This is a genomic window from Streptomyces galbus (genome assembly GCF_005280195.1).
Taxonomy (GTDB): Bacteria; Actinomycetota; Actinomycetes; order Streptomycetales; family Streptomycetaceae; genus Streptomyces; species Streptomyces galbus.
This window is the reverse complement of the sequence record NZ_SZPR01000007.1, coordinates 226880-238269: the sequence shown is the minus strand read 5'-3', so window position 1 is coordinate 238269 and position 11390 is coordinate 226880. Positions and strand designations below refer to the sequence as shown.

The window sequence follows — 11390 nt, the reverse complement described above, 5'->3', positions numbered from 1 at the left end:
CCTTCAGCGCCGACGCCGACGGCACCGGCTGGTCCGAAGGCGTCGGCATCCTCGTCCTGGAAAAACTCTCCGACGCCCACCGCAACAACCACACCGTCCTCGCCGTCATCCGCGGCAGCGCCGTCAACCAGGACGGCGCCAGCAACGGCCTCACCGCCCCCAACGGCCCCTCACAACAACGCGTCATCCACACCGCCCTCACCAACGCCGGCCTCACCCCCGCCGACATCGACGCCGTCGAAGCCCACGGCACCGGAACCCGCCTCGGCGACCCCATCGAAGCCCAAGCCCTCATCAACACCTACGGACAAGCCCACACCCCCGACCACCCCCTCTACCTCGGCTCCCTCAAATCCAACATCGGCCACACCCAAGCCGCAGCCGGCGTCGGCGGCATCATCAAAATGATCCAGGCCATACAACACAACACACTCCCTGCCACCCTCCACGCCGACACCCCCTCCCCCCTCATCGACTGGAACACCGGCACCGTCCAACTCCTCACCCACACCCGCCCCTGGCCCCCCACCACACACCCCCGCCGCGCCGCCGTCTCCTCCTTCGGCATCAGCGGCACCAACGCCCACATCATCCTCGAACAAGCACCCCCCACCCCCACCACCCCAGAAGAGACCCACACCGAGACCCCCGGAGCGGTGAAGCCGCTGCCGGTGACGGTGCTGCCGCTGTCGGCGCGGACGCCGGCGGCGCTGGCCGCACAGGCCGCGCGGGTGTCCGGTCTGCTCGGCCAGGAGCCGGCCCGCGACCTCGGGTTCTCGCTGGCGACCACGCGGGCCCACCTCGATGTGCGCGCGGTGGTCGCGGCGGCGGACGAGGAAGGGCTGCGTCAGGGGCTCCTGGCCCTGACGGACGGCGGATCGGCCCCCACCCTGGTGCGCGCCCCCGCCGGGGAGACCCGGCCGGGCGGTGCTCCGGCGTTCCTGTTCACCGGGCAGGGCAGCCAGCGCCCCGGCATGGGCCGCGAACTGTACGAGGCGTTCCCGGTGTTCGCCGAGACGCTGGACACCGTGTGCGCGGTCCTCGACCGGCACCTGGACCGGCCGCTGCGGGAGCTGATCTTCGCCGCGGAGGGCTCGCCCGAGGCCGCGCTGCTCGACGAGACGCGCTACACCCAGACCGCGCTGTTCGCCCTCGAGGTCGCGCTGTACCGGCTCGCCGAGTCGTGGGGGCTGCGCCCCGGGCATCTGCTGGGGCACTCGGTCGGCGAGCTGGTGGCCGCTCATGTCGCGGGAGTGCTGTCCCTGGCCGACGCCTGCACCCTGGTGGCCGCCCGCGGCCGGCTGATGCAAGCCCTGCCGCCCGGGGGGGCCATGCTCTCCGTCCTCGCCGCCGAGGAGGAGGTCGCGCCGCTGCTGTCCGGCCGTGCGCACGAGGTGGGCGTGGCCGCCGTCAACGGCCCCGCCTCCACCGTGGTCTCCGGTACCGAGGACGCCGTCGACGCCCTGGCCGACGAGCTGGCCGCCCGCGGGGTGAAAGCCCGGCGGCTGCGGGTCAGCCACGCCTTCCACTCCCCCCTCATGGAACCGATGCTGGAGGAGTTCCGGGCGGTGGTGGCCGGGCTGTCGCTGCGCGAACCGCAGATCCCGGTGGTGTCGAACCTGTACGGCCGGGTGGCCACCGGTGACGAGCTGCGCTCGCCGGAGTACTGGGTGCGCCACGTCCGGGAGGCCGTCCGCTTCCACGACGGGATCACCACGCTGGTCGAGGCGGGTGTGTCGACCTTCGTCGAACTCGGCCCGGACGCGGTGCTCACCGCGCTGGCCCAGGAGGCGCTCACGGACCGCTCGGAGGCGGCCGCCGTGGTGCCGGCGCTGCGCCGCGGGCGTCCGCAGACCGAGACGTTCACCGTCGCCGTGGCCACGGCCCATGTGCGCGGCGCGGACGTCGACTGGCGTGCGCTGTACGCCGGTTCCGGGAGTCGCACGGTGGCGCTGCCCACCTACCCCTTCCAGCGCCGGCGCTACTGGCTGCAGGCCGAAGAGGCGCACGCGGCCCCGGCCGGTTCGGCCGAGGCCCGGTTCTGGGAGGCCGTCGAGCAGGAGGACCTGTCCTCGCTCGCGACGGCCCTGGGCGCGGAGCGGGAGGCGCTCGGCGAGGTGCTGCCGGCCCTGTCGGCCTGGCGGCGCCGGCACGCCGCGGCGACGCCCGAGCCGGGGGCGTCGGCTCCGGCCCCGCGGGACCCCCAGCAGACGCAGGATGCGCACGGCGCTCAGGAGGCGGCCGGCGGTCTCTTGGCGGCCCTCGCCGCCCTCGCCCCCGCCGACCGGGAGCGCCGGGTCCTGGAGCTGGTGCGTACCGAGATCGCCGAGGTGCTGCAGTTGCCCGGTGGCGACGAGGTGCAGCCGCGGCGCCCGCTGAAGGAGCTGGGGTTCGACTCCCTGGCCGCGGTGAACCTGCGCAACCGACTGGTGGCGGCGACGGGTCTGACGCTGCCCGCGACGCTGGCGTTCGACCACCCGACACCGGTGGCCCTGGCGGGCCGGATCACGGCCGAACTGGCCCCGCCGGAGCCGGTGGCCGACCTGCACGGCGCACTCGACCGCATCGGCGCGGCCCTGGCCGGTGCCGACGACGGCGAACGGGAGCGGGCCGCGGCGCGGCTGCGACAGCTGCTGACCGAGCTGCCGGCGCCGGCCGCGGACGCCGCCGGAGATCTCGCGGAGCGGCTCGACGACGCGGACGGTGACGACCTTTTCGACCTCATCGACTCCGAACTCGACGCGTCCTGACCCCGCCGACACCCACCGACCCCTGAACCCAGCGAGGAACGCGATGTCTGAGTCCGACGAGAAGAAACTGCGGGAGTATCTGAAGCGGGTGACGGTCGAGCTGCGCGAGTCCCGGCAGCGGCTGAAGCGGGCCGAGGAGTCGTGGCAGGAGCCGATCGCGATCGTCGGCATGAGCTGCCGGCTCCCGGGCGGGGTGCGCTCGCCCGAGGACCTGTGGCGCCTCGTGGCGGAAGGTGGCGACGCCATCTCCGAGTTCCCCGCCGACCGCGGCTGGGACGTCGACGGCCTGTACGACCCGGAACCGGACCGGCCGGGCAAGTCGTACACCCGGCAGGGCGGGTTCCTGTACGACGCGGCCGAGTTCGACGCCGAGTTCTTCGGCATCTCCCCGCGGGAGGCGCTCGCCATGGACCCGCAGCAGCGGCTGTTCCTGGAGAGCTCCTGGGAGGCGCTGGAGCGCGCCGGCATCGACCCGGTCTCGCTGCGCGGCAGCTCCACCGGCGTCTACGCGGGCTGTGTGACCTCCGACTACCAGGTGCTGCTGACCTCCGCGCCGCAGGAGATCGAGGCGTACCGCATGACGGGATCGGCGCCCAGTGTGCTGTCGGGCCGGGTGGCGTACCTGTTCGGGCTGGAGGGGCCGGCGGTCACCGTCGACTCCGCGTGCTCCTCCTCGCTGGTGGCGCTGCACCTGGCGGCGCAGGCGCTGCGGCGGGAGGAGTGCTCGCTGGCCCTGGTCGGCGGAGTGACGGTGATGGCCACGCCGACCGGGTTCGTGGACTTCAGCCGGCAGCGCGGGTTCTCCCCGGACGGCCGGTGCAAGGCCTTCGGCGCCGGTGCGGACGGCACCGGTTTCGCCGAGGGCGTCGGTGTGCTGGTGGTGGAGCGGCTGTCGGACGCGCGCCGCAACGGGCACCGTGTGCTGGCGGTGGTGCGGGGCAGCGCGGTCAACCAGGACGGTGCCAGCAATGGGCTGACCGCGCCCAGCGGACCGTCCCAGGAACGGGTGATCCGCGCCGCGCTGGACTCGGCGGGCCTCACCGTCGCCGACGTGGACGCCGTCGAGGCGCACGGCACGGGCACCCGGCTCGGTGACCCGATCGAGGCTCAGGCGCTCATCGCGACGTACGGGCAGGGCCGGGAGGCCCAGGGGCCGCTGCTGCTCGGCTCGGTGAAGTCGAACGTGGGGCACACCCTGGCCGCGGCCGGTGTGGTCGGCGTCATCAAGATGGTCGAGGCGATGGAGCGCGGTGTGCTGCCGCGCACCCTGCACGCCGACGAGCCGACGCCGTTCGTGGACTGGCAGCGCGGCGCGGTGGAGCTGCTCACCGAGGCGCGGGAGTGGCCGCGGACCGGACGGCCGCGCCGGGCGGGAGTCTCCGCGTTCGGCATGAGCGGCACGAACGCGCACGTGGTGCTGGAGCAGGGGCAGGCCGTCCCCGAGACGGCCGCGGAGCCCGCCGCGCCGGCGCCGCGGGTCGTGCCGTACGCGCTGTCGGCGCGCGGCGATGCCGCGCTGCGTGCGCAGGCCGCTCGGCTGCGTGCCCATGTGACGGCCCGCCCGGAGCTGGCGCCCGCGGACGTGGCTCACTCCCTGGTGGCGACCCGCACGGCCCACGACCACCGTGCCGTCGTCCTGGGTGCGGACGCGGCGGAGCTGTCCGCCGGTCTCGAGGGGTTGTCCCGGGGTGAGACGAGTGCCCGGCTGACCACCGGGGTGGCCAAGGAGCGCGGGAAGACTGTGTTCGTCTTCCCGGGCCAGGGCTCGCAGTGGGCCGGGATGGCGGTGGAACTGCTGGACTCCGCCCCGGCGTTCGCCGAGCGGCTGCGCGAGTGCGACGCCGCGGTCCGGGCCCAGGTGTACTGGTCGGTGGAGGACGTGCTGCGCGAGCGCCCGGGCGCCCCGTCACTGGAGCGCATCGAGGTCGTGCAGCCGGTGCTGTTCTCGGTGATGGTGTCCCTGGCCGAGCTGTGGCGGCGGCACGGCGTGGAACCGGACGCGGTGGTGGGGCACTCGCAGGGCGAGATCGCGGCGGCCTGTGTCGCCGGCGCGCTCACGTTGGAGGACGCGGCGCGGATCGTGGTGCTGCGCTCCCAGCTGTTCGCCGACGAACTGGTGGGGCGCGGCGCGGTGGCCTCGCTCGCGCTGTCGCGGCGCGAGGCCGAGGAGTGGATCGCCCCGTACGGGGGGCAGCTCGCCGTCGCGGGCGTCAACAGCCCGCGGCTGGTGACCGTGGCGGGGGCGCCCGAGCCGCTTCAGAGGCTGGTCGCGGCGCTCACCGAGCGGGGGATCCGGGCGCGGGTCGTTCCCGCGACGGTCGCCTCGCACTCCCCGCAGGTGGACCGGCTGCGCGGCCGTGTCACCGAGCTGCTGTCCTTCGTACGTCCCCGCACGGGCAGCGTGCCGCTGTACTCGACCGTCACCGGTGAAGTGCTGCACGGCCCCGAGCTGACGGCGGACTACTGGTTCGAGAACTGCCGCCGACCGGTTGACTTCGAGCCCGTCGTACGGCGGCTGCTCGAGGACGGCCACGACGTGTTCATCGAGTCCAGCGCCCATCCGGTGCTGGTCCTCGGGGTGGACGAGACCGTCGAGGCGGTCGGCGCCGACGCGCTCGTCGTGGGCACGCTGCGCCGCGGCAGCGGCGGCCCGCACCGGTTCCTGACCTCCCTGGCGGAGGCGTACGTGCGGGGGCTGGCCGTCGACTGGGACGCGGTGCTCGGCGCCGGACGGGCCACGGTGGAGCTGCCCACCTATGCCTTCCAACGGCGCCGCTTCTGGGTCGAGGCCGCCGAGCCGGCCGTGGCCGACGAAGCGGCGGACACGGCGTTCTGGGGTGCCGTGGAGCGCGGTGACCTTCGGGGCCTGGCCGCGTCGCTGCGGCTGACCGACACCTCCGCGCTCGCGGAGCTGCTGCCCGCGCTGGCCTCGTGGCGGCGCGACAGCAAGGAACTCGGCGCCGTGGACTCCTGGCGCTACCAGGTGGTGTGGCGGCAGGCGGCGGAGCCCGCTCCGGCCGCCCTGAGCGGGGCCTGGCTGGTGGTGCGTCCCGCGCACGCCGGGACCGACGACCTGGTCTCCCGGCTCACCGCACTGCTGCGCGCCGCCGGTGCGCGCCCCGCCACCGTGGCGGTCGGTGCGCACGAGAGCCGGGAGGAGGTCGCCGAGAAGCTCGCGACGTCGGTGGCGGCACTGGACGGCGACGCCGTCGGCGGGGTGATCTCCCTGCTGCCGCTCGCGCCCGACGAGGGCGCGTTCACCGGCGTCTCCGCCGGGCTGGAGCGCACGGTCGTCCTGCTGCAGGCGGTGTCGGACGTGGCTCTCGCCGCTCCGGTGTGGACGGTGACCGGCGGCGCGGTGCAGACCGGGCCGGGTGAGCCCGTCACGGCGCCGGAGCGGGCGCAGGTGTGGGGGCTCGGTCAGGTCGCGGCGCTGGAACTGCCGCAGTCGTGGGGCGGTCTGGTGGACCTGCCCGAGGACGCGGACGACCGCGCGCTGGCGCGGCTGACGGCCCTGCTGACCGCGCCCGGCGGCGAGCGGCAGGCCGCCGTGCGCGGCGCCGGGGTGTTCGTGCGCCGGCTCGTGCCCGCGCCGTCACCGACGGGTGGGCCGCTGCCCGGCACGGACGGGACCTGGCTCATCACCGACGGCGTCACGGGTCCGGGCCGGCACGTGGCCAGGCTGCTCGCGGAGAAGGGCGTGGCCCGGCTGTTGCTGACGGCGCAGCCGGAGACGGATGCGGGGCTGATCGCCGCTGCCGAGGCGGAACTGCACGCGCTCGGGGTGACTGCGACGGTCACGCTGTGCGACGTGGCCGACCGGGACGCCCTGGCCGCGGTGCTCGCGGGTGTGGACGACGACGCCCCGCTGACCGGAGTCGTGCACACGGCGGGCCTGCTGGAGGACAGCCCGCTGGAGTCGCTGACCGCGACCGGTCTGGAGCGGCTGCTGCGCGCCAAGGTGCTCGGCGCGCGACATCTGCACGAGCTGACGATCAGTCATGACCTCTCCTCCTTCGTGCTGTTCTCGTCGGTGACCGGCGTCCTCGGCGGCGGCCTGGGGCTCGCCGCGCACGCGGCCGCCAACGCCCACCTGGACGCGCTGGCGGCGCACCGCCGCTCTCTCGGTCTGCCCGCGCTGGCGCAGGCCTGGGGTGTGTGGCGGGAGGAGCCCGCGGACGAGGCGGCCCGGGCTCTGGAGGAGTCCCGCCGGGAGCGGTTGGGCCGCCGGGGACTGCCGCTGCTGCGTCCGCAGCCCGCGGTCGCGGCCTTCGAACGGGCGCTGGACTTCTCCGCGCCGGGCGTGGTGCTCGCCGACGTGGACTGGGGCCGCTTCACCCGCGTCTTCGACGGCGCCCGCCCGAGCCCGCTGATCTCCGAGATCCCACAGGTACGCCGGGCCCGCAGCGAAGCGGCACCGGCTGCGGGCGGCGCCCCGGACCTGTCCGCACGGCTGGCAGGGCTGGCGACGGCGCGACGCCGCGAGGTGCTGCTGGACCTGGTCCGCGCCGAGGTCGCCGCGGTGCTCGGGCACACCGACGCCGCCGCGGTGCCGGCCCAGCGCGAGTTCCTGGAGCTGGGCATGGACTCGGTCACCGCGGTCGCGCTGCGGGGACGCCTGAACGCGGCGACCGGACTGGAGCTGTCGGCCCGCGTGATCCTCGACCGGCGCTCTCCCGAGGCTCTGGCCCGGTATCTGGCGGACGAGTTGTCCGGTGGGCCGGCGAACGCGCCGGCGACCGGCACGCTCGCGGCCGAGGCAGTCGCCGCTCTCGCCGACGGTGACGCCACAGCGGTCCTGGCCCGGCTGGCCGACGCGGCGCGTCAGCGGCCCGTCTTCGGCACGCCGGAGCCGACCGACCTGCCGCACGCGACCCGGCTCGCCACCGGTCCGGCGGCGCCGAGGCTGCTGTGCGTGCCGACCGTGCTGGCCACCTCGGGTCCGCACCAGTACGCGCGGCTGGCGGCGCCCTTCGCCGGCGAACGGGACGTGATCGCGCTGTCGCTGCCCGGGTTCCGGCCCGGGGAGAGGCTGCCCGCAACGCTCGCGGCGCTGGCGGAGGCGACGGCTCAGGCGCTGGTCCGGGAGGCGGACGGCGAGCCGTTCGCGATGGTCGGCTACTCCTCCGGCGGCATCGTCGCCCACGAGGCGGTACGGCTGCTGGAGGCGTCGGGACTGTTCCCGGAGGCGCTGGTCCTGCTGGACACCTACGCGCCCGACGATCCGGCGCTGCGGGCCGCCACCCCGTCGCTGCTGGCCGGCATGGCCCGGCGGCTCGGCGAGCTCGGGGCGGTGGAGGACGACGCGCTCGTGGCGATGGGCGGGTACCTGCGGCTGCTGGACGACTGGCGGCCCACGCCGGTGAGGACGCCGACGCTGCTGGTCCGGCCGGACGGGCCCCTGCCCGGCGCTCCCGTCGTGGACGGACCGCGCCCGTCCTGGTCGTCACAGCACGACGTGGCCGAGGTGCCCGGTGACCACTTCTCGATGATCGAGGAGCACGCGCCGGCCACGGCCGCGGCCCTCACCGGCCGGCTCGCCGCTCTCACCAGCCGGGAGCCGGCGTGATGTCCCCCGGACGAGCACAGGAGGCGAACGTGACGGACCGGACGGACGTGGTCGTCGTGGGTGCGGGCCCGGTGGGCCTGGCCGCGGCGTGCGCGCTGTGGCATCGGGGTGTACGGGCCCGTCTGCTGGAGGCCCAGCTGACTCCGCAGCGCGGATCCCGCGCCGTCCAGCTGCACGCGCCGACGCTGCGGGTGTTCCGGGAACTCGGGATACTCGCCGAGGCGGAGAAGCGCGGGCTGAGGATCCACGCCAACGAGTACCACCTGGCGGGCGGGCGCACCCTGCGGATCGAACTGGGTGTGGACAACGAGCCGTTGATGCTCCCCCAGGAGGACACCTGCGACCTGCTGGAGCGACGCCTGGAACAGCTCGGCGGCCGGGTGGAGCGCGGCGTGACGGTCACCGAGGTCCGCACCCACGACGACCAGGTCACCGTAGACGCCGAGGGCCCGGCCGGTGCGGCCCGTATCGAGGCGGACTGGGTGATCGCGGCCGACGGCGTGCGCAGCCCGATTCGCGAGCAGTTGGGCATCGGCTTCACCGGCACCCCTGTCCCGGTCGACTTCCTGATCGCCGAGGGACGCGTCGAGGGCCGGCCGGCCGACGACGCGGTGCACTACTTCCTCGGTCTGGCGGGCTCGGTGGTCTTCGCGTCGCTGCCGGCCGGCCGGGTGCGTGTCTCCGGCGCCGTGTCCCCGGACCACCCGCTCACCGAGGGGGGCGTGCAGCGGCTCCTCGACGAGCGGGGTCCGGGCGGGCTGCGGGTGGCCTCGCTTGACAGGGTGAACGGCTTCCACAGCCAGGAGCGGATCGCCGAACGGTTGCGCGAGGGGCGTGTCCTGCTGGCGGGCGACGCCGCGCACACCCACTCCCCGATCGGCGGCCAGGGCCTCAACCTCGGCATCCAGGACGTGCACAACCTGGCCTGGAAACTGGCCGGCGTCATCGACGGCCGGTTCGCACCGGGGCTGCTGGACAGTTACGACACCGAGCGTCGGCAGGCCGCCGGACAGATCGTGCACAATACGCACCGATTCCTGCGGGTCTTCACGCTCCCGCCGGCGGCCGCGCAGGTGCGCAACACGGCCTGGTCCGCGCTGGAGTCGCTGGGGCTGCTGCGCCGCTGGTTCGCCCCGCTGCTCGCGGGCTGGCGGGTGCGCTACGCCACCGAGGGGCCTGCCGGGCGCGGCCTGCCCCGGCCGGGCACCCGCTCACCGCACTGGACGGCGGCCCCGCTGCCCGACGACCGCTACCGCCTGGTGACGTTCGGCGGCCGGTCGCTGCGGCTGCGCGGTGTGGCCTTCGCCGCGCTGCGGCCGGCTCTGGTGCGTCACGCGCATGTCGGCCGGGGCGGCCCCGGCTTCGTGCTGCTGCGGCCCGACGGCTATGTGGCGGCCAGCGGGACCACCCCCGCGCACTGGGCGCACGCCGAACGCCTCGTCGCCGCGAGCGCGGCTGACCCCGACCCGTCCCGCGGTGCCGGCACGACGGCCCCCCTGCTGTGGAGGAACACGCTGTGACACCTGAGGAACGTCTCGACGAACTGCGCTCCCTGAAGCATGCGGCCCGGCGGGGACCTGACCCCAAGGCCACCGAACGACAGCACGCCCGCGGCAAACTGACCGCCCACGAGCGCGTGGAACTCCTGCTGGACAAGGGCTCCTTCACGGAGGTCGAGGCCCTGCGCCGGCACCGCGCCTCCGGCTTCGGCCTCGAGGACAGACGTTACCCGTCCGACGGCGTGGTCACCGGCTGGGGCACCGTGCACGGCCGGACCGTGTTCGTCTACGCCCATGACTTCCGCGTGTTCGGCGGCGCCCTGGGCGAGGCGCACGCCGCCAAGATCCACAAGCTGATGGATCTCGCGGCGGCGTCGGGCGCACCGCTGGTCAGCCTCAACGACGGGGCGGGCGCCCGTATCCAGGAGGGTGTCACCGCATTGGCCGGGTACGGCGGCATCTTCCGCCGCAACACCCGCAACTCCGGCGTGATCCCGCAGATCAGCGTGATGCTGGGGCCGTGCGCGGGGGGCGCCGCCTACTCTCCTGCTCTCACCGACTTCGTCTTCATGGTCCGCGCCACGGCGCAGATGTTCATCACCGGCCCCGACGTGGTCCAGGCCGTGACCGGTGAGTCGGTCAGCATGGACGGCCTGGGCGGTGCCGATGTGCACGCCGCGGTCTCCGGCGTCGCGCAGTTCGCCTACGACGACGAGGAGAGCTGCCTGGAGGAGGTCCGCTACCTGCTGTCGTTGCTTCCGGCGAACAACCGTGAACTGCCCCCGGCGCAACCCGCGTCGGACCCCGCCGACCGCCGCAACGACGCACTGCTGGACCTCGTCCCGGCCGACCCGAACAAGGCGTACGACATGCGGGCCGTGATCGAGGAGATCGTCGACGACGGTGACTTCTTCGAGGTCCACGCGGCCTGGGCGACGAACATCCTGTGCGCCCTGGCACGTCTGGACGGGCACGTCGTCGGCATCGTGGCCAACCAGCCGGCCTCACTGGCCGGGGTGCTCGACATCCACGCCAGCGAGAAGGCGGCCCGGTTCGTCTCCACCTGCGACGCCTTCAACATCCCCCTGGTCTCGCTCGTGGACGTACCGGGCTTCCTGCCCGGTGTGGACCAGGAGCACGGCGGCATCATCCGGCACGGCGCGAAACTGCTGTACGCGTACTGCAACGCCACGGTCCCCCGGGTCTCCCTCGTGGTGCGCAAGGCCTACGGCGGCGCCTACATCGTCATGGACTCCCGGTCCATCGGCACCGACGTGGCGCTGGCCTGGCCGTCCAACGAGATCGCCGTGATGGGTGCCGAGGGGGCGGCCAACGTGATCTTCCGCCGGGAGATCACCGGGGCCGGCGACCCCGACGCGGTGCGCCGGCGGAAGATCGACGAGTACCGGACCGAGCTCATGCACCCCTATTACGCGGCGGAGCGCGGTCTCGTCGACGACGTGATCGACCCGCGCGAGACCCGGCAGGTGCTGATCCGGTCCCTGGCCATGCTCCGGACCAAGCACGCCGACCTGCCGTCGCGCAAGCACGGCAACGCCCCGGCGTGAGAGC

Annotated in this window: 4 protein-coding genes; all 4 read left to right on the top strand. The window is 74.5% G+C overall.

The genetic code is table 11. From position 1 onward, the window contains the following. Positions 1-2750: type I polyketide synthase (locus tag E4U92_RS04475; protein WP_137298916.1), on the top strand; the 2750-nt coding region annotated here is incomplete at its 5' end. Positions 2751-2793: 43 nt separating this feature from the next. Next, positions 2794-8319 (top strand): type I polyketide synthase, encoded by a 5526-nt coding sequence (locus E4U92_RS36995; protein WP_137298915.1) that lies wholly within the window; start codon positions 2794-2796, stop codon positions 8317-8319. Positions 8320-8348: 29 nt separating this feature from the next. Then, the gene (locus E4U92_RS04465) at positions 8349-9839 is read left to right on the top strand and encodes an FAD-dependent monooxygenase (RefSeq protein WP_206666464.1); all 1491 of its coding nucleotides are present in this window, start codon (positions 8349-8351) and stop codon (positions 9837-9839) included. Further along, a complete protein-coding gene (locus tag E4U92_RS04460) occupies positions 9836-11386 on the top strand; it encodes an acyl-CoA carboxylase subunit beta (protein WP_229863076.1) in 1551 nt (516 codons plus the stop codon). Before E4U92_RS04465 ends, E4U92_RS04460 begins: the two co-directional genes overlap by 4 nt. Positions 11387-11390 lie beyond the last annotated feature (4 nt).

Coding starts and splice junctions, on each gene's coding strand:
- E4U92_RS36995 (WP_137298915.1), top strand. CDS start 2,794: ATGTCTGAGTCCGACGAGAAGAAACTGCGGGAGTATCTGAAGCGGGTG.